This is a genomic window from Saccharothrix stipae (assembly GCF_054781895.1).
In genome coordinates this window covers 86,061-104,606 of record NZ_BAAGTN010000027.1, presented here as the reverse complement: position 1 = coordinate 104,606, position 18,546 = coordinate 86,061, and the positions used below count along the sequence as shown (strand labels likewise).

The window sequence follows — 18,546 nt, the reverse complement described above, 5'->3', positions numbered from 1 at the left end:
TTCTCGTGGTCCCGCGATCGGTGAACTGATGACGGGGTCCACGTTCACCGACCGTCCTGACACCGGGCAGTCACGGCGCTGACACGACGTCACCGGCACCTCCGGAGCGCTGGCATCGTCCACTACTCGGTGATACGTTGTAATGGTACTCGGTGTCACGGAGTACCGGAGGACTGAAGAGGGCCGACGTTGGAAGACCTGACGGAGATGCTGAAGGGCACGCTTGAGGGCTGTGTGCTCGAAATCATCGGCAGCGAGGAGACCTACGGGTACGCCATCACGCGCCGGTTGAACGAACTCGGCTTCACCGAGGTCGTCGAGGGGACGGTGTACACGATCCTGCTGCGACTGGAGCGCAACGGGCTCGTCCAGGTGACGAAACGACCGTCCGGGCTGGGCCCGCCGCGGAAGTTCTACGCGCTCAACGAAGCCGGGCGTGCGCAACTCGCGACGTTCTGGGCGAAGTGGGAGTACGTCACATCGCGGATCGACAAGCTCAAGGAGGGTGGGAGATGAATTTCTGGGAGACGATCACGGGTAGCGATCTCACCAGGGAGTGGAAGGCGTTCGCAGCCCGGGCCGAGGCGCTGCCGGCCGACTACCGGGCGGCGTGGGGTGAGGTCGTGGGGCATCTCTTCCCTTACGGGAGTTTCACCGGTCGGAACCTGATGCCGATCCTCGACGGCGTCCTGGGGCTGCTCGAAGAGACGGCGGCCGATGGGCAGGGAATCCACGAGGTGCTGGGTGACGACATCAAGGGCTTCTGCGCGGCGCTGGCCGGCGGGGCGGGGGCCCGGACCTACCGCGACCGGTGGCGCGAGCAGTTGAACAGCAACGTCGCGCGAAAACTAGCCCGGCTGGGAGGCTGACGTGGGCATCCAGGACATCATCGAGGGCAAGAAGCAGTGGCGGGCGCACATGGCGCGGGTCAAGGCGCTCCGGCCGGACTACCGGATCGTCTACCAGGAGATCCAGCGGTACCTCATCAAGGTCGGACCGGTCGATCTGCACGACGGCACCCTGCTCTCCGGGATCCTCGACTTCTTCGAGCAGGGTGCCGCGGCCGGCAAGGGAGTGCTGGAACTGATCGGCGACGACGTCGCCGCCTTCTGCGACGACCTGGTCAAGGACTCGCGCACCTACGCGGACCTGTACCAGGAGTCCGTCAGAGGGGACGCCGGCCCGGCCGGGAAGTGACACCCGGAGATCACCCGAACCAGTCGTGCGGCTGATCGACGGACGGCTCGTCGACGGTGGTCTACTCCTCCCAGTCCGAGGTCGTGGCGATGCGTTGTCGCCATTGCCGAACACCGTCCCCGTCGGGAGCCCAACGTCGGGTGAAGTCCTCCAGCTCGCGGCACCTGGCGAGCATGACCGCCTTCCTCACCGGCCAGGGCGGGGCCGGACCGCCGTAGCCGGCGTAGAAGCGCTCCAGCCCCGCGACGTGGTGGGGGTGGTGCATCCGGATGATCCACTCGCACCACGCGAGGTCTTCGACGGCTTCGCCGAGGTGGGCGAACTCCCAGTCCAGGACCGCGGTGACCTGGAAGGTGGCCGGGTCGAGCAGCACGTTGTTCGGGCCGTAGTCGCCGTGGACGAGCACCTTTCCCCGCTCGGCCCGGGCGCCGGCGTTCAGGTCGAGGGTGTGGATCCGGCGGAGCGTGGCCCCGCACGCGCTCAACACGGCATCGGCGTGGCCCGCGTCGATGAGGTCTTGACCGTGTGCGCCGGCGACGAACCCCAGCCTCAGGCCGTGGTCCTCGGCGCCGTGGATCGGCGGCACCGGAACCCGTCCCCGAAGTCGGCCGAGGATCAGCCGCTCCCGCGCGCGCCGCTGCCGGGCGTCCGGGCCCGCATAGGTCTTGTGGACCACGGTTCCGTCACCGACGGTGTGATTGGTGTAGCCGTGCGACAGCGGTTGCATCGGTGCATCCTGGCCGTTCGGGGGCGGGGCACGCCACCGCATCGGGGTTCCGGCGGATCCCCCGCGTCAGGCCGCTTGCGTGATGACGATGCCTGCGGGCCCGCTGGAACTCGTGACGCCTTCCGGTGTGAAGCACCGCTGCGGTGTGGTGTTGAGCACGGCCGCGGTCATGACGACCGCGGCTCCGGTGAACCTGCCGGCGGTCACCCTGCCCTGGTAGACGACCACGGTCTCGTTGGCCGGCCGCAGCACCACCACCCCTGCCGCGGCCACGGTGGTGGTCTCTCCGGTGTTCCAGGTGATGGTCACCATGATGGAGACGCTCCCGGCCAGGCAGGAGATCAGCCCCGTCACGACGATCTCGTACCCGCCCGAGGTGATCGCCGGCGACCCGCTGGACACGCACGGGCCGTAGTCCGCGCGGGAGGTGATGGTGACGGGCCTGATCTGTGCGGTCACACCGGGCTGGAAGGTGTTGGCGCCGCTGCCCACGCACGACAGCAACTCGGTGTCCGCGGCCTGGGCCGTGGGCGCGGTGGCCACCAGTCCGGCCGCGGCCGTCGCCGCGACGAGGACGCTCGCGACGGATCGCCGCAGGCGCGATAACGAATCCCTGATTTCACCGGTAACCACTGAAGCGCCTCCGTGAACCCGGAACGGCAAATGAATCGCCACTGTAACCCCGTGCCCACGCGCCGAAAAGGTGAAGTGTCGTGACACTCTGCGTGGATGTTTCGGGCGGTGGAGCCGCAGTTTTCGCCGCTCATCCACCCGATCCGGTTAGATCGGGTGGATGAGCGAACGGATCTCACCGCGGCGGTTTCACGAGTCCGAGGGCGTTGAGGATTGGCGGGTGCTGTTCTCCGGGGCGTGCGCCCACTTCCGCACCGAGTCGTTCACCGCGGGCGTCGCCCTGGTGGAGGAGATCGGCAAGCTGGCCGGTGCTGCGGGCCGTCAGCCGGACGTCGACCTGCGGCCGTCAGGTGTGACGGTGTGCCTGCCACCGGTGGGTTTCGGCGCCCAGCACCGGGATGACGTCGACCTGGCCCGACGGATCTCGGCCGCGGCACGCGAGTCGGGCCTGCCTGCCGACCCGGGCGCCGTGCAGACCGTCCAGGTCTCCATCGACGCGCTCGTCCCCGGCGAGGTGATGCCGTTCTGGCGCGCCGTGCTCGGGTACGAGCAGGTCGGTGACGAGGACCTGCTCGATCCGCATCGCCGGGGGCCGTCGCTGTGGTTCCAGCGGATGGATGCGCCGCGCCCGCAGCGCAACCGGATCCACGTCGACATCTCCGTGCCGCACGACCAGGCCGAGGCGCGGGTGGCGGCGGCGATCGCCGCCGGCGGGCGTCTCGTGAACGACCGGCACGCTCCCGAGTGGTGGACACTGGCCGACGCCGAGGGCAACGAGGTCGACGTGGCCACCTGGGTGGGCCGCGACTAACCGACGGCGGTGCCCTCGCTCCTCGGGCGCATTCCGTCGTACCGGAGCACGCGTGCCGCGTTGACGATCTCGGAAGCATTTGTCACGCCGGTTCCACTGGTAGCCACAGCTCGCAGGTCGCGGTGCTGAAGTCGTCCGCGCGGTCGAGGACCGTGACGATCGACGGGCCCGGTCGCAGGCGCCAGGGGTTGGAGGGGAACCACTCGGTCGCGGTCGCGGCCCAGGTCGTCTGCAGCGCCTGCGGGTACGGACCGGCACTGCGGAAGACCGCCCACCTGCCGGCCGGCACCTCGATGGCGTCGAGGTCGTCGGGGACCGGCGTGTCGGGGGAGACCGCGACGCCGTGCAGGTAGGTCAGCTCACTGCCCTCGGTGGCGTCGGGGTCGAGGTCGTCGCAGACCTGGAGCAGACCCGCCGGCTCGGTGTCGCCGAGGGCCTTGAGCCGGAGGTGCTCCTCCTGCGGCAGGGCGGTGATGTGCTGCTGGATGTGCGGGTTGACGCCGCGGTGGATGAGGGGCACGCGGGTGGCGTGCCCGACGAGCCGGAACGCGGGGCGGTCGGTGATGCGGGTGTCCACGGGGTTCGTCCCTTCGACGGTCAGGCGGAACCTGAGCTGCGGTTGTGTGCGAAGGGGGCCTCCGTCGCGGCGGACGTCGCCGGGGTTGGCTCCGTGGACCGCCCGGAACGCGCGTCCGAACGCCTCGGTCGAGCCGTACCCGTGCCGGACGGCGATGCTCAGCAGGTCGTCCTCGCCCCGGACGACGTCCGCCGCGGCGACGGTCATGCGACGCCGGCGCACGTACTCCGACAGCGGCATGCCCGCCAACGACGAGAACATCCGGCGCAGGTGGTACCCGGTCGTGCCGACCTCCCTGGCCAACCCGTCGACGTCGGACTCCTCACCCAAGCGCTCCTCGACGAGATCGACGAGCCGGTTCAGTGCCGAGATCACGAGGCCTCCTCCCACCACCAACCCTGTCCGACGCCACCCCGACCGCGCCCGACCGCAGCGAACCGATCCGATCATCTCCCGGACCGAGCCGCAGCCGCGGCGCTCGTGCCGCGAAGACTGCCGCGGCGCTTCCGCTCCTGCCGATTGGTGCGCATCCGGCCGACTGGCACGGCTGCCGTGAGAAGTGCGGAAAACGCTATGTTGGTCGTGTCGAAGGGGAGCACATGGGCATGCCGTACGACTCCACGCCGGACACGCTGTGGCACAGCCTGCGGGTCGCCGAGCTGATGGGCCAGCCGATCAAGGAGTTGCTCGACCGGTCGGTCCGGCACGACCTGAGCAAGACCCGCGAGCCGGAGCGGGCCGTCTACGACGAGGTCGTGCCACGGCTGCGTGCGGCGGCCTACGGCAGTGACGAGTACCTGTCCGTGGTCGAAACGATGGGTGAGGGCCTACGACACCACTACGCGCACAACCGCCACCACCCCGAGCACTTCGCCGACGGGATCAACGGCATGACCCTGGTCGACGTGCTCGAGATGTTGGCGGACTGGAAGGCGGCCACCGAACGCGCCCCGCAGGGCGACCTCGCGGCCAGCCTGACGATCAACCGCGACCGGTTCGACATCTCGCCACAACTGATGGACATCCTGACCAACACCGCCCGCCACCTCGGATGGCTGACCGCCGAACCGGACCACGACACAGCACCCTGACACGACAGAGCCACCGATCGGCCACCGGACCAATCGTCCACAGTGGACCCGCGGGCCAACGCACGGCCCATCCTCCGCACCGGCGCTCGTGCCGATCCCGCCGGCCGACTTCGGCCGCGTTCCCGGCCTGACCGCTCCGTGACCGGCACGCGGCTGAACGGTGTCCTGGCGGAGGGCAACGCGGTGCCGGCTCGGGCCGATAGCGAGGGTGTGAAGCCTGCCGTCCACCGCACCGTGCTGGCTGTCGACGTCGCCGGCTTCAGCGATCAGGGCCGCTCCAACCGCGACCGGGTCGCGGTGCGTGACGGGCTGTACTCGACCCTGGTCTCCGCGTTCCGGGCCTGCGGCATCCCGTGGGAGGCGTGTCACCACGAGGACCGGGGTGACGGGGTGCTCGTGCTGGCCCCGCCGGACGTCGCGAAGGCCCTGTTCACCGAAGTGCTGCCGGACGCGCTGCTCGCCGGGGTGCACGGGCACAACGCCGGGCGCGGTGCGGCGGGGCGGATGCGGTTGCGGGTGGCGGTGCACGCGGGCGAGGTCCAGTTCGACGACCACGGGGTGGCCGGGGTCGCGGTGAACCACACGTTCCGGTTGCTCGACGCCCCGCCGGTGAGGGCCGCGCTGGCCGGGTCGGCCGCACCGCTCGTGCTGGTCGTCTCGGACTGGTTCCACGACGAGGTCGTGCGGCACAGCCCGGCCAGCGAGCCGGCCGCGTTCCGCCGGGTCCGGTTCACGGTCAAGGAGACCACCGGCACGGCGTGGGTCCGCGTGCCAGGAGTGCCAAGTGAACCGGGTGAACCGGGTGAGCCGGGTGAGCCGGTCGACGGTGCGGTGCCGCGCCAACTGCCCGCGCACACTCCGCGGTTCAGCGGGCGGCACCGGGAGCTGGACTCGCTCGACGTGCTGCTGGACGACACGCCGACGGCGGTGATCGACGGCATGGCGGGCGTGGGCAAGACCGCTCTGGCCCTGCACTGGGCGCACCGCAACGCCGGGCGCTTCCCCGACGGGCAGCTCTACGTGAACCTGCGCGGGGTCGACCCGATCTCGACGCCGCTGCTGCACGCCGAGGCGGTGCGCGGGTTCCTCGACGCCCTGGGCGTGCCGCCGGACTCGATCCCGGTCGACCTGCACGCCCAGGCGGCGCTGTACCGCAGCCGGGTGGCGACGCGGCGGATGCTGATCGTGCTGGACAACGCGGCGGACGCCGAGCAAGTGCGGCCGCTGTTACCCGGTGGGGGTTCGCCCAGTCGGGTGGTGGTCACCAGCCGGGACCGGCTCACCAGCCTGGTGACGGAGGAAGGCGCCCACGCGGTGCCGCTGGCGGTGCCCGACGAGCCGGAGGCGGCGGCGCTGCTCGCGCGGCGGCTGGGCGGGCAGCGCGTGGCGGCCGAGCCGGAGGCGGTCCGGGAGCTGGTCGACCGGTGCGCGCGGCTGCCGCTGGCGCTGGCCGTGACGGCGGCGCGGGCGGGCGCGGCACCGCACGTGCCGCTGCGCGACCTGGCGGACGAGCTGGGCGACGAGCAGGACCGGCTGGACGTGCTGGACGCCGGTGACCCGCGGACCAGTCTGCGCGCGGTGTTCTCCTGGTCCTACCGCACGCTCCCCGCACCGGCCGCGCGACTGTTCCGGCTGCTGGGCGTGTCGCCGGGGCCGGACACCAGCCTGCACGCCGCGGCGTCGCTGATCGGCGCCGACGTGTCCCCCACGCGGCGGGCGGCGGGCGAGCTGACCCGGGCGCACCTGCTGGAGGAGCACACGCCCGGCCGGTTCCGGTGCCACGACCTGCTGCGCGCGTACGCGGCGGAACTGGCCCAGGAGGATCCCGTCGACCGGGACGCCGCCGTCCGCCGGGTGCTGGACCACTACCTGCACACGGGGTTCGCCGCGTCCCTGGCGATCGAACCCTTCCGCCACCCCGTCGTGCTCGCCCCGCCGGCGCCGGGCGTGGTGGTGCGCCCGGTCGCGTCACGGCGGCAGGCGGCGGCGTGGTTCACCGCCGAGTACGCCTGCGTGCCGGCGGCGGTCGACCGGGCCGCGACCACCGGCCTGGACGTGCACGCCTGGCAGCTGCCGTGGACGTTCACGTCGTTCCTGTACTGGTACGGCCACTGGCACGACCTGGTCGCGTGCCTGGGCACCGCGATGGCCGCGACCCGGCGGCTCGACGACGTGGCCGCGCGGGCGGTGACGCACCGCCTGCTCGGCAACGCCTACTCGGGCCTGGGCCGGCGCGACGACTCGCCGGCCGAGCCGGCGCGGGCCGCGACCGCGTTCCACGAGATCGGCGACGTGGAGGGCGAGGCCTTCGCGCGCTACTCGACGGCCGTCGTGCTGGACCGCTTCGGGATGCCCGCCGAGGCGATCGACCGGGCACACGAGGCACTGGAGCTCTACCGGCGGACCGGCAACCGCACCGTGGAGGCGAGGACGCTCAGCGCCATCGGCTGGTTCGAGGCGCGCCTGGGCCACTACGACCACGCCCTGGAGCAGTGCGGTCGGGCGCTGGAACTGCTCCACGCCCTGGGCGACCGGCAGGGTGAGGCCGACACCCTGAACAGCATGGGCTTCGCCAAGGCCGGTCTGGGCCTGCACGACGAGGCCGTCGCCCACCACCGCCGGGCGCTGGAGCTGTGGCGGGAATCCGGCAACGACTCGCACCGGGCCAAGACGCTGACCCAGTTGGGTGACATCCACCGGACCGCCGGCGACGTGCGGGCGGCGCGCGAGGCGTGGCGGCAGGCGCTGGAGGTCTTCGAGGCGTTGGGTGATCCCGCCGCCGACGACCTGCGCGCCAAGCTGCGGGACGGCTGACGGTCATCGGGCACGCCCGCCGCCACGTGCATCGGCGGGGAACACCGACACCGCGTCCTGCTCGTGCACGGCAGAAGTGGGTTCGGGATCCCTCGTTCCGCTTGCCGCGTCGTTCCCGCTCCCGCACTACGATCCGCGTCGTGATCTCCGAACCGCCGCTGCCCGCCGAGCTCCGGGCGCTGTTCGCCGATGGCGCCGACGCCGGCCGGTCGCTGTCCGTCCCGCTGCCACCCGGTCGCCCGGTCACCCCGCAGAACGGTTCCGGACGCCCCGCGTTCTGGCTCGGCGACGGGCCGGCGCCCGAGGGTCTGTGGGCGCGGCTGCGCGCCGGGCACACCCGGTCCGGGCTGTGGCCGTTGCTGCTGGACGCGGCGGACGACGAGGACCCCGAGTACCGCCCGTGGGGCAACGGTGAGGTGCTGCCCGACGTGATGTCCGAACCCGACGGGCACGACCCGGCCGTGCTGCTCGCGAGGTGGTGGGCCGACTACACCGCCGAGGACCCCGACGACACCGCCGACGACTCCGACGACCCCGACGACACGCTGACCGCCGCCGAACGCCCCGCCGTCACCGCCCCGTTCGGCACCACCTGGCCAGGTCTGGCAACCACCCCGGCGCCGGTCGGGGACCCGGACCGGATCGCCGACGGCCTCGCCGGGCACCTCCTGGAGGGCCACCCGTCGCTCCGCCTCGGCCTGGTGGCGACCGACCGCGCCGCGGACGCGGTGACCAGGGCCGGCTGGACGGGCACGACGAACTACACCGGTGACACCGCCGAGATCTCGGCCGTGCTGCGCGGCTGGGAGGACAGGTTCGGCGCACGGGTCGTCGGCGTCGGGCCCGCCACGCTCGTGCTGAGCGTCGCCACCCCGCCCACCACGCGCGAGGCCGCACTGGCCGTCGCCGCCGAGCACTTCGCGTTCTGCCCGGACAACATCTGGCAGGGCCAAGCCCCCTGCACGCTGGCCGCCTACGCCGACCGCCTCGTCGACGACCACTCGTGGACGTTCTGGTGGGACTGACGGCCGCCGGCCCGACCGGCTCCACCGCCTTCGGTGCCCCTCAAGCGGTGAGTTCCTCGATGGACATGAAGCCGTCGTCGAGCACCCTGGTCACCAGGTCGCTCTTGGTGGGCGCGTGGCGGCCGGTGTTGGCGTACTTCGTCCGGACCCGCTGGATGTAGGTGTCCACGGTCTTCACGCTGAGGTAGAGCTCCTCGGCGACGAGCTGCTTGGACGGTGCGGCGAACCAGGCGCGAAGCACCTGCAACTCACGGGGTGTGAGCTTCGGTCGGGCGGCGGAGTCAGCCAGGACCGCACCGCTCATCGCGGGGCTCAGGTAGGTCCGGCCCGCGGCGGCCGCGCGGATCGCGGGCACGAGGCGGTCGGCGCCCTCGTACTTCGGCACGCACCCGTGCGCACCGAGGGCCAGGCACCGCACCGCGGCTCCCCGATCCGGGTGCTGGGCGTACACCACAACCCGCCTGCCGGCCTCGACCAGCCGCCGCAACGCGGTGGCGCCCTGGCTGCGGGGCAGCTCGACGTCGAGGATCACGACGTCGGCCGCCGCACCCGGGCCGGTCCACGCCCCGGCGAGGCGGCCACCGGTGTCGAGCAGCTCGATCGGTGGATCCGCCTGCGCGCACCACTGCCCGACGCCCGCGACGACCGCCGCGTGGTCGTCGACGATTACCGCCGTCGTCACAGGTCCCCCCCACCGTCACACGCCCTGGTGGTGAGCCTGTCCGGTCGACCTCTCCAACGGATATCGGTTGATCATGAACCGCCACTATCCTGTGCTCGGCGGCTGAAGGGGAGTTGATGGAGTTTCGTCTGCTCGGACCGCTCGAGGTCGTCGACGGCGGGACGACGGTGCGCGTGGGCGGCCTGCGGCAGCGCACGCTGCTGGGCGTCCTGCTGCTGCACCGCGGCCGGGTGGTTCCGCTGGAACGGCTGGTGGACGCGGTGTGGGACACCGAACCCCCGCCGTCGGCCCGGGACCAGGTGCGCAACAGCGTGTGGGCGCTGCGCAAGGCGCTCGGTGACGCACCGGGCCGGGTCGTGGTCACCGAGGACGCCGGCTACCGGCTCGACACCGACGGGCACGTGGTGGACGTGGACCGGTTCGAGGACGGCGTGCGCACGGCCCGGGCCAGGGCCGAACGGGGTGAGCTGGACCAGGCGAGCGCGGTGCTGCGCACGGCCCTGGGCCTGTGGCGCGGGCCCGTGCTGGCCGGCCTGCGCGGCAGGCTGGTGCGCGACACGGCGACCGGGCTGGACGAGCGGCGGCTCCTCGCGCTGGAGGAACGGCTGGAGCTCGACCTGGCCCTGGGCCGACACGGGGAGGTCGTCAGCGAGCTCACCGACATCGTCGGCGAACACCCCGGGCGGACGCGGATCGTCGGCCAGCTGATGCGCGCCCTGCACGGAGCAGGCCGCTCCGCCGACGCGTTGACCTGCTACCGACGAGCCAAGCGGCACCTCGCCGACGAACTCGGCCTCGACCCGCCCGCCGAGCTGCGTGACCTGGAGGCCGCCATCCTGCGGGACGACCCGGTGCCGGCCGCACCGCGCCCGGCACCAGGGCTCCCCGCCACCGAGGCGCCGCCCACGCGGACCGTGCCCAGGACGCTGCCGTACGACGTGCCGGACTTCACCGGCCGACCCGCCGAGCTCGAACGGCTGGTCGCCCTGGGCGCGGCGGCGCGGACGGTGGTGATCTCGACGGTCGAGGGCATGGCCGGCGTGGGCAAGACCGCGCTGGCGGTGCACGCCGCGCACGCGCTCGCCGACCGGTTCCCCGACGGCCAGCTCTTCGTCGACCTGCACGGCTTCACCCCCGACCGGGTCCCGACCAGCCCCGAGGACGCCCTGGCGGTGCTGCTGAGCACGCTGGGCGTGCCCCGCGACCGGATACCGTCCTCCGTGGACGAGCGGGTCGCGATGTGGCGGACCGAGGTCGCGGGCAGGCGGCTGCTGCTGGTCCTCGACAACGCCGCCGACGTCAAGCAGGTCGCGCCGCTGATCCCCGGCAGTCCCGGCTGCCTGGTGCTCGTCACCAGCCGCCGCAGGTTGACCAACCTCGACGGGACCATCCCGGTGGAGCTGGGCGTGCTGCCGGAGCAGGAAGCGGTGGCCCTGGTCGTGGCCATCGTCGGCGCGGCGCGGGTCGACGACGAACCCGAGGCCGCCGCGGACCTGGTCGGGCTGTGCGGGCACCTGCCGCTCGCGATCCGCATCGTCTCGGCCCACCTCCAACGTCGTCCCCAGTGGACCATCCGGTCCCTCACCGAGCGGATGACCAGGGAGAAGCGCAGGCTCGCCGCGCTCGCGGCGGCCGCCGACCACGGGGTGACGACCGCGTTCACGCTGTCGTACCGGGCGCTGACCCCGGACCAGCGACGCGTGTTCCGGCTGCTCGGGCTGCACCCGGGTGTCGAGATCGACGCGCACGCGGCCGCCGCGCTGGCGGGTCTCGACGTCGACGTCGCCGACGCCGTGCTGGAGCAGCTCGCCGACGAGTACCTGCTCCAGCAGTCCGGCCCCGGTCGCTACACGTTCCACGACCTGCTCCGCGCACACGCCCGCGCGTGCGCCGAGGACGAGGAACCCGCGGCCGCGCGGCACGAGGCGCTCACCGGCCTCTTCGACCACTTCCGCCACGCCGCCGCGGCGGCCGTGAACCTGCTCGACCCGCACGACCGGGACCGCAGACCACGCGTCGAGCGTCCCGGCACCGCTCACCCGCCGTTCGGGCACGACGTCGCGGCGGCCCGCGCCTGGCTCGACCGGGAGACCCCGAACCTGCTCTCGGCCGCGACCCAGGAAGGCTGGCCGACCCACACCTGCGACCTGTCCCTGATCCTCTGGCGGTACCTCGAACAACAGGGACGGCACCGGGAAGCCGAGGCGCTGCACACCCACGCCGTCGCCACCGCACGCGCGACGGCCGACCCGGTCGCCGAGGCGGGCGCCACCCGCAACCTCGGCCGCACCCAGTGGTACCTGGGCAACCTCCCTTACGCGGCGCAGCAGTTCGAACGCGCCCTCGGACTCTTCGACCACGCCGCGCACCCGCTGCTCACCGTGACCGTCCTCAACGACCTGGCCACCACCGTGTTCCAGCTGGGACGGCACGACGAGGCGATCGACCACTGCGAACGCGCGCTGACCATCTGCGCGGGTACCGACGACCCCACCGGCGAGATGCAGGTGCTCATGACCCTGGGCAACGGCCACTCGCTGCTCGGGGACGACGAGGCGTCGAGCCGGTACCTGCACCAGGCGCTGCGGCTCGCCCACGACGTCGGCAACCGGAACATCGAAGCCCGCGCCCGGCTGAACATCGGCGACATGTACGCCGGCACCGGCTTTCCCGACCTGGCGAAGACCTACCTCGAACGCGCGTTGGAGCTGTACCGGGAGATCGGCAACCGCGAGGGCGAAGCGGTCGCGCTGGCCAACCTCGGCAGCGTCCACACGCGACTCGGCGACGAGCGGCGGGCCGCGGGGTACCTCGACCAGGCACTGACCTTCTTCCAGCGCAACGGCGACCGGCGCTGGCAGAGCGAGGCACTGCGGGAGATCGGCACCCTGCACGCGCGAGCGGGGCGGCACGAGCAGGCCGACCAGTACTACCACGAGGCGCTGGACCTCGTCCGGCGGATCGGCAACCACTCCGCGGAGGCCGGCATCCTCGACCGCCTGGGCGAGAACGCCCGGGCACGCGCCGCCCAGGCGACCGAGTGAGACCTCACCGCCGGACGCCGTCCAGGGGTTCACGAGGTCGCGGCCGTCACCACCACGGGATGCCCCACTTCCGGCCCTGGATCCCGACTTCGGCGCCCGCGTCCGAGGCTGCGACGACGTCCGTGCCACCACCGGCCGACACCTCGCGGCCGTCGTCCAGCGCCAGTGCCGGTGCCGCGGCGCCGAACGCCATCGCCGCGGTCATGACCCCCACCACCACCGATCGGTTCCACACCCTCATCCGAACTCCCCTCCAGTCCGCGCCCGCCAGTGAAGGCGACACCTTGAACTCCGCCGTGGAGCCTAGGAGCGCCGACGCCGACCCGCTGTCAGGCGAACACCCGACACCGGCCCGCCGGGGACCGCATCCCGCGCAGGGCCGGGTGGCCGTGCACCGACGGCCTACGGCTTGTCCGCGACCTTGATGCTGCCGTCGATGATCCGGGCCTTGAACCCTTCGAGGATCCCTTGCAGCTCCGCGTCGATCCGGCCGCCCGACGTGGCGTAACCGACACCGTTCACCTTGAGGTCGAAGACCTCCGGCAGCGAGGCCAGGTCGTCCCTCGCGGCGGCCCTGACGAAGTCGTACACGGCCACGTCGACACGCTTGAGGCTCGACGCGACGATGACGTCCCGGCTGTCCGCGAGCGCCGGCTGGTGGTACTGGTCGGCGTCGCACCCGATCGCCAGCACACCCGCCTGCTTCACCGCGGCGAAGACGCCGATGCCGGACGCGCCGGCGGCGGGGTAGAGGACGTCCGCGCCCTTCTCGATGAGACCCTTCGCGGTCTCCATGCCCTTCGCCGGGTCCTGGAAACCCGTGAAGTCGGTGGCCGGCGTGATGTACTTCTTCTCGACCACGATCTTCGGCGCGGCGGCTTTCGCACCCTGCACGTAACCCGCCTCGAACTTCCGGATCAGCGGGATGTCGACGCCGCCGATGAAGCCGACGTGGCACTTCCTGCTCTGGTACGCGGCCACGACGCCGGCCAGGAACGCACCCTCCTGCTCGGCGAAGACCAGCGGGGTGACGTTGGGCGCGCCTTCGACGGCCGAGTCCACCAGACCGAACTCGACGTCCGGGAACTCCGGCGCGACGACCCTCAGCGACTCGGTGTACGCGAAGCCGACGCCGACGATCGGGTTGAAGCCCTCGCGCGCGAGTTGGCGCAGGCGGGACTGCTTCACCGACTCGTCCTCGTTGGGGGCGGCGGAGAGCTCGCGGGTGTTCTCCGCCTTGACGCCCAGGTCCTTGATCGCCCGGTCGAACCCGGCCGCGGCGAGGTCGTTGAACGACGCGTCACCACGACCACCGATGTCGTAGGCCAAACCGATCTTGAGCGCACTCCCGTCGATCTTCCGGTCTTCGGCCTCGTCGCCGACGGCGGCACTGGTGTTCGAGGTGGCGGGCGGACCGGGCGGCGTCGCGAACTCGCAAGCGGCACCGGCGACGTCGGTCGAACCGGTCGCCCCACCACCGGGATCCTTCGCGCAGGCACTCGACACCATGAGGCCGGTCAGCGCGATCGCGGCAACAGCGGTGCCGAACACAGGACGGCGCACGGCTCGTCTCCCTCCCTGCTCATCGAGCAGACAACCGTCCCCGAAGGCCGCATCAGGGCTTGCGCGACGGACCGTACCCGCTCGCCGTGATCATCCGGGTGGGCGCTCACCTGCTGGGAACGGCGTTCGGCTACCCGTCGGGCTGTTCGCGAGCCGCGAGCAAGGTGCCGCTTCCGATGTGGTTGAGGCAGAACTCCACGGAGTGGGCCATCAGCCAGCCGGTCTGCGCGTCGCGGAAGATCCGCTGGATCGGTGAGGTGGCGACGAAGCCGGATCCGCCACCGACTTGCAGGCACAGTTGCGCGATGTCGCGGGCGACTCGGTTGGCCGTCGGTTTCGCGCGCATCGCGGAGGGCAGGAAGTCGGGGGAGTTCCGGTCGGCGAGCCACGCGTTGTTGTGGGCGACCAGTGCGGCCGCTTCGAGTTGGAGCACGGCGTCGGCGACGTCGAACTGGAGGTGCTGCTCGGCCGCCAGGGGTTGGCCGGTGGAGGGCAGGGTTCGCGTGCGGGCGTAGCGGATGAGCGTGTCCAGGGCGGTGTCGGCGATGCCGAGTGAGAGCCACGCCAGGCCCGCGGCGATGTGGTTGGGCTCGGGCCGTGCGGACGGCGGGCAGCGTCGGTCGGAGCGGAGCACGGTGCCGTTGAGCCCGACCAGGTGGCTGCGGGTGGCGCGCAGGCCGAGGGTGTCCTGTGGTTCGAAGGTCACGGTGGGGTCCGGTTCGAGCCCGAACAGGGTCGGTCGGCCGTCCACGAGCGCGTTGACGAGGAAGTGGTCGGCGATCTCGCAGCCGGACACGAACCGCTTCGCGCCGGTGAGCCGGTATCCGCCGGCGACGGGTTCGGCGACCTGCTGGGGCGAGAGGAACTGGTTGCCGCCCGAGGGTTCGGACAGGGCGTTGGCGAAGCGGCGTCCCGCGATGAGCTCGTCGGCGTAGTACCGGGCCACGTCGGGGGTGGAGTGGCGCACGAGGCCTTCGGCGGCGCCGATGTGCATGAGCCACAGGCAGGCGGTGGACGGGTCCGCGGCGCTGAGGACCCGCAGGACCGCGCCGACGGTGCGGTAGCTCAGCGACTGCCCGCCCCACTCCCGCGGCAGCGTGGCCTGGTCCAGACCGCTGGCGTGCAGCGCCCGCAGGTTCGCGACCGGCAGTTGCGCGGTCCGGTCGAACTCGTCGGTGGTCGTGGCGAAACCGGTGGCCAGGTCTGCGGCCACGCGAACCCACGACCGCTCGTCCGGTGGTGGGCCGAGCGGGTGGTCGTCGGACATCGGCATGGTCATGGGTTCCAGGTCCTTCCGTGCGAGCTTGTACCTCGTCGGCCACTGTGCGCGACCTCTCGACGGTGATCAAGGTCCCCTGACGCCTGGCTCCTGACCGGGCGGCAGGGGATTGCGCGGTCCGCCACCTCGGTCCTACTCTCGAACACATCGAGGAAGTTCGATCCGTAGTGGATCGGCGATATTCGATGTGAGGGAGGGCGGCTCGTGGCAACCGCTGGGCGGGTCATCGGTGTGGAGATCGTCGAGACGCGGTCGTCGGGCGCGCCTCACTGCAGTGTTCCGCTGACCGCCCCACGCCTGTCGCACGAGCAGGCCAACGACCTGTCGGTCGTGTTCAAGGCCCTGGCGCACCCCACCCGGGTGCAGTTGATGAACCTGCTGGTGTCCAGCCCGTTCGCGGCCTGCGTCTACGACATCCAGGTCGCGATGGGCATGCCCCAGTCCACGATCAGCCACCACCTCAAGCAACTCGTCGGCGCCGGGCTCCTGCACCGGCAGCAGCGGGGCAGCTGGGCCTACTACTCGGTCGACCGCGAGGCCATGCGCCGGTTGGGCACCGTGATCGACCTCGGCGACGCGCCGGCGCAGCCGCTGTCGCCGCAGGCGCAGGCCGATCCGCCGGTCGAGCGGGCCGGGAACCTGTGATGCCGTCGACCACCCCACCCGCCGCGTTAGGGGACGCCGCCCGCGCCGATCGGCTCTTGTTCGGCGACGAAGCCGCGCGACGGCTCGACGGCGGGGTCGACGACCTGCTCCCCGCCCAGGCGCGTCCCGCGGCGGTGCGCCGGACCTGGCTCGTCCTCGCGGCGGTGCTCCTGGCCCTGGCCGGTGTCGCCGTGGCCATCGGAACGGCCCTGTGATGGCCGTCCTCGCCCGACCCGGGCGGCGCAGGGTGCCGGTGGTGTTGCAGGCGAGCCGGGCCGAGTGCGGGGTCGCGTGCCTGACGATGGTGCTCAACCACCACGGCAACCCGATCTCGCCGCAGGAGGTGCGGCACCTGTGTCCGGTCGGACGGGACGGGACGAGCGCGGCCGGCCTGGTCCGCGCGGCCAGGCAGGTGGGCATGCGGGCCGGCGGCTACCCGGCGGTGCCCGCGGTGTTCGACCAGGTGCCGCTGCCGCTGATCGCCCACTGGGAAGACGATCACTTCGTCGTCGTGGAACGGGTCTCCGACCGCGGCGTCGACCTGGTGGACCCCCGGCTCGGACGGCGGCGGCTGCCGCTGTCGGAGTTCTCCGCCGGGCTGGGCGAGGTCGTGCTCAGCGTCCGACCCGCGGACGGCGCGAGGCCCGGCCGTCGGCGCCCGGAGCCGTTCTGGCGCCGTTACCTCCGGTCGCTGCTCGCGCTGCCCGGCACGCGCGCGCTCCTGGCGCAGGTGCTGCTGGTCAGCCTGGTCGCGCAGACGCTCGTGGTCGCGATGCCGTTGGCGACCAAGATCGTGATCGACGGTACGGCCACCCTGAGGGAAACCTCCGTGTCGACCCTGCTGGTGCTGGGCGTGTTCGTCGCGGTCGTCGCGCAACTCGTCACCGGTCTGCTGCGGTCGGCGTTGCTGATCGGGCTGCAAGGCCGGCTGGACACGCGGGCGCTGCTCGGGTTCAGCGCGCACCTGCTGCGCCTGCCGATGCGGTTCTTCGAGCAACGCGGCACCGGTGACCTGGTGACGAGGTTCGGCAGCATCGCCATGCTGCGCGAGCTGATGACCGGGCAGACCCTCGGTTCGCTGCTGGACGCCGTGCTGGTGCTGACCTACCTGGGCCTGTTGTTCTTCGTCGACCTCACCGTCGCGTTCACGGTCCTCGCCGTCGCGGTCGCGGTGGTCGTGTTGCTGTGGGGCACCACCCGAGCGGTCCGCGAACGCATGGCGCTGGACCTGGCCACGCAGTCCGAAGCCCAGGGCTACCTGGTGGAAATGCTCGAAGGCATGTCCACCGTGAAGGCCGCCGCGGCGGAGGACCGGGCCATGGGCAGGCTGTCGGCGCTGCTGTTCACCTGGACCTCGGTCACCCTGCGGCGCGGCTACCTGGCGTCGGTGGTCGACGCCGTCACGTCCGCGTTGCGCTTCGGGACGCCCCTGCTGGTGCTCTGGCTGTGCCTGACCCGCGTCCTGGCCGGCACGCTCTCGCCCGGCACCATGGTCGCGGTCACCTGGCTGGCCGCCGCGATCCTCACCCCGCTGGCCTCGGTCGCGGTGAACGGCCAACGCCTGCAACTGGCCGGGGCCCAGCTGCAACGCCTCGCCGACGTGCTGGACACCACCCCCGAACCGCGGCCGCGACCACCCGCCGGCACGACGCCCCTCCGACTGCGCGGAGCGATCGAACTCGACGGGGTCGGCTTCGAGTACGACCCGTACACCCCCGCGGTGCTGCACGACGTCACCGCCGACATCCGGCCCGGTCAACGCGTCGCCGTCGTCGGCTCCACCGGTTCGGGCAAGACCACCCTCGGCATGCTCCTGCTCGGCCTCTACCAGCCCACGGCCGGCACGATCCGCTACGACGGCCACCACGCCGGCACGCTCGACCCGCGTGCACTGCGGGGCCAGATCGGCGTCGTGCTCCAGGAGCCGTTCGTGTTCAGCGGCACCATCCGCGACAACGTCACCCTGCACGACCCGTCGATCCCCGACGACGAGGTCGTCCGGGCCGCACGCCTCGCCGGACTGCACGACGAGATCAGCGCCATGTCACAGGGGTACGCCACCCGCCTGGCCCAACGCGGCACCGGGTTGTCCGGCGGCCAGCGCCAACGCCTCGCCCTGGCCCGCGCCCTCGTGCGCCGACCCGCCGTGCTGCTGCTCGACGAGGCCACCAGCCACCTCGACGCCGTCACCGAGGCGCAGGTCCACCGCAACCTGGCCGACGAGCACTGCACCCGGATCGTCATCGCCCACCGCCTGAGCACCGTCCGCGACGCCGACCAGATCCTCGTCCTGCACCACGGCCGCCTCGTCGAAACGGGCACCCACGACGACCTGCTCAGCCGCGACGGGCACTACGCCGCGCTGGTCACCGCACAGCTCGACCAGCCGGCGACGCCCGCACCAGCCGCCTCCGCGACCGCGGAGACCACCCACGGCAACGGAAGGAGGTGAACCACC

General features: G+C 72.2%; 18 protein-coding genes. 11 read left to right on the top strand and 7 right to left on the bottom strand.

Annotation, left to right across the window (positions count from 1 at the left end; all coding sequences use genetic code 11):
• Positions 1–189: 189 nt before the first annotated feature.
• From ACYVLT_RS37935 to ACYVLT_RS37925, 3 genes are read left to right on the top strand one after another with little or no spacing between them, the layout of a single operon-like run.
• Positions 190–516 carry a PadR family transcriptional regulator gene (locus ACYVLT_RS37935; protein WP_461124987.1) on the top strand — a complete coding sequence of 109 codons (327 nt, stop codon included), beginning with the start codon at positions 190–192 and terminating at the stop codon, positions 514–516.
• Complete coding sequence (locus ACYVLT_RS37930) at positions 513–869, top strand: DUF1048 domain-containing protein (protein ID WP_461124986.1); 357 nt, start codon at positions 513–515, stop codon at positions 867–869. Before ACYVLT_RS37935 ends, ACYVLT_RS37930 begins: the two co-directional genes overlap by 4 nt.
• A gap of 1 nt (position 870) precedes the next feature.
• Positions 871–1,197 (top strand): DUF1048 domain-containing protein, encoded by a 327-nt coding sequence (locus ACYVLT_RS37925; protein ID WP_461124985.1) that lies wholly within the window; start codon positions 871–873, stop codon positions 1,195–1,197.
• Positions 1,198–1,258: 61 nt separating this feature from the next.
• On the opposite strand, the gene ACYVLT_RS37920 is transcribed toward ACYVLT_RS37925, so the two are convergent.
• Together ACYVLT_RS37920 and ACYVLT_RS37915 are read right to left on the bottom strand one after the other, a co-directional pair.
• On the bottom strand, positions 1,259–1,924 hold the full coding sequence (locus ACYVLT_RS37920) for a phosphotransferase family protein (RefSeq protein ID WP_461124984.1): 666 nt from the start codon (positions 1,922–1,924) through the stop codon (positions 1,259–1,261).
• Positions 1,925–1,990: 66 nt separating this feature from the next.
• The gene (locus ACYVLT_RS37915; RefSeq protein ID WP_461124983.1) at positions 1,991–2,557 is read right to left on the bottom strand and encodes a hypothetical protein; all 567 of its coding nucleotides are present in this window, start codon (positions 2,555–2,557) and stop codon (positions 1,991–1,993) included.
• Between the two features lie 220 nt (positions 2,558–2,777).
• On the opposite strand from ACYVLT_RS37915, the gene ACYVLT_RS37910 reads away from it, so the two are divergent.
• Positions 2,778–3,368, top strand: a complete 591-nt coding sequence (locus tag ACYVLT_RS37910) for a VOC family protein (protein ID WP_461124982.1) — start codon at positions 2,778–2,780, stop codon at positions 3,366–3,368.
• Positions 3,369–3,450: 82 nt separating this feature from the next.
• Here ACYVLT_RS37910 and ACYVLT_RS37905 read toward each other — a convergent pair whose 3' ends face one another.
• Positions 3,451–4,320, bottom strand: coding sequence for an AraC family transcriptional regulator (locus ACYVLT_RS37905; protein WP_461124981.1), 870 nt, complete (start codon positions 4,318–4,320; stop codon positions 3,451–3,453).
• Positions 4,321–4,544: 224 nt separating this feature from the next.
• On the opposite strand from ACYVLT_RS37905, the gene ACYVLT_RS37900 reads away from it, so the two are divergent.
• From ACYVLT_RS37900 to ACYVLT_RS37890, 3 genes are all read left to right on the top strand, one after another.
• Entirely contained in the window at positions 4,545–5,036 is a 492-nt protein-coding gene (locus tag ACYVLT_RS37900) for a DUF5662 family protein (RefSeq protein WP_461124980.1), read from the top strand.
• Positions 5,037–5,246: 210 nt separating this feature from the next.
• Entirely contained in the window at positions 5,247–7,850 is a 2,604-nt protein-coding gene (locus ACYVLT_RS37895; RefSeq protein ID WP_461124979.1) for an ATP-binding protein, read from the top strand.
• A 140-nt stretch (positions 7,851–7,990) separates the two neighbouring features.
• Positions 7,991–8,875 carry a DUF4253 domain-containing protein gene (locus tag ACYVLT_RS37890; RefSeq protein WP_461124978.1) on the top strand — a complete coding sequence of 295 codons (885 nt, stop codon included), beginning with the start codon at positions 7,991–7,993 and terminating at the stop codon, positions 8,873–8,875.
• 40 nt (positions 8,876–8,915) lie between these two features.
• On the opposite strand, the gene ACYVLT_RS37885 is transcribed toward ACYVLT_RS37890, so the two are convergent.
• Positions 8,916–9,557 carry a response regulator gene (locus tag ACYVLT_RS37885; RefSeq protein ID WP_461124977.1) on the bottom strand — a complete coding sequence of 214 codons (642 nt, stop codon included), beginning with the start codon at positions 9,555–9,557 and terminating at the stop codon, positions 8,916–8,918.
• 116 nt (positions 9,558–9,673) lie between these two features.
• Between ACYVLT_RS37885 and ACYVLT_RS37880 the strand changes: the two genes are divergently transcribed.
• The gene (locus ACYVLT_RS37880; RefSeq protein ID WP_461124976.1) at positions 9,674–12,601 is read left to right on the top strand and encodes an AfsR/SARP family transcriptional regulator; all 2,928 of its coding nucleotides are present in this window, start codon (positions 9,674–9,676) and stop codon (positions 12,599–12,601) included.
• 46 nt (positions 12,602–12,647) lie between these two features.
• Here ACYVLT_RS37880 and ACYVLT_RS37875 read toward each other — a convergent pair whose 3' ends face one another.
• The 3 genes from ACYVLT_RS37875 to ACYVLT_RS37865 form a co-directional block, all read right to left on the bottom strand.
• Positions 12,648–12,842, bottom strand: a complete 195-nt coding sequence (locus ACYVLT_RS37875; protein ID WP_461124975.1) for a hypothetical protein — start codon at positions 12,840–12,842, stop codon at positions 12,648–12,650.
• A 161-nt stretch (positions 12,843–13,003) separates the two neighbouring features.
• Entirely contained in the window at positions 13,004–14,152 is a 1,149-nt protein-coding gene (locus ACYVLT_RS37870) for a BMP family lipoprotein (RefSeq protein ID WP_461125048.1), read from the bottom strand.
• 142 nt (positions 14,153–14,294) lie between these two features.
• Positions 14,295–15,443, bottom strand: coding sequence for an acyl-CoA dehydrogenase family protein (locus ACYVLT_RS37865; RefSeq protein WP_461124974.1), 1,149 nt, complete (start codon positions 15,441–15,443; stop codon positions 14,295–14,297).
• A 204-nt stretch (positions 15,444–15,647) separates the two neighbouring features.
• Between ACYVLT_RS37865 and ACYVLT_RS37860 the strand changes: the two genes are divergently transcribed.
• From ACYVLT_RS37860 to ACYVLT_RS37850, 3 genes are read left to right on the top strand one after another with little or no spacing between them, the layout of a single operon-like run.
• Positions 15,648–16,088 (top strand): ArsR/SmtB family transcription factor, encoded by a 441-nt coding sequence (locus ACYVLT_RS37860; RefSeq protein ID WP_461124973.1) that lies wholly within the window; start codon positions 15,648–15,650, stop codon positions 16,086–16,088.
• Positions 16,088–16,303 (top strand): hypothetical protein, encoded by a 216-nt coding sequence (locus tag ACYVLT_RS37855; protein ID WP_461124972.1) that lies wholly within the window; start codon positions 16,088–16,090, stop codon positions 16,301–16,303. Before ACYVLT_RS37860 ends, ACYVLT_RS37855 begins: the two co-directional genes overlap by 1 nt.
• A 41-nt stretch (positions 16,304–16,344) precedes the next feature.
• Positions 16,345–18,540, top strand: a complete 2,196-nt coding sequence (locus ACYVLT_RS37850; protein ID WP_461124971.1) for a peptidase domain-containing ABC transporter — start codon at positions 16,345–16,347, stop codon at positions 18,538–18,540.
• The last annotated feature ends 6 nt before the right edge of the window (positions 18,541–18,546 follow it).